Genomic DNA, 289 nt, shown 5'->3' on the forward strand with positions numbered 1-289 from the left:
CGGGCCTGGGCGTGGAGATTGACTGGGCGCAGATTGAAAAAGCCCATGCCATCTACAAAAGCCTGCCGGGCGGCGCGCGTAACGATGCCGGTCCGATGCAGTACCTGATCCCGGGCTGGAAATTCGACCGTAAACGCCCGGTATTTGGACGTCAGTAACAGACAAAAGGATTCACGATGAGTACTCAAAGCTCGACTCCTGTTGTTACCTCAGTAAAAGTGATCCCGGTTGCCGGGCACGACAGCATGCTGATGAACCTGAGCGGTGCCCATGCGCCGTTCTTCACCCG

Annotated in this window: 1 protein-coding gene and 1 pseudogene; both read left to right on the plus strand. The window is 57.1% G+C overall.

Features of this window, described 5'->3' with window-relative positions; translation table 11 throughout:
* Window positions 1–158, plus strand: a pseudogene (locus ACSZPU_RS26485) (glucarate dehydratase); the annotation flags it as partial.
* Between the two features lie 18 nt (window positions 159–176).
* Window positions 177–289: hypothetical protein (locus ACSZPU_RS26490; protein ID WP_499004589.1), on the plus strand; the 113-nt coding region annotated here is incomplete at its 3' end.

The organism is Phytobacter sp. V69 (assembly GCF_965644215.1).
GTDB lineage: Bacteria > Pseudomonadota > Gammaproteobacteria > Enterobacterales > Enterobacteriaceae > Phytobacter.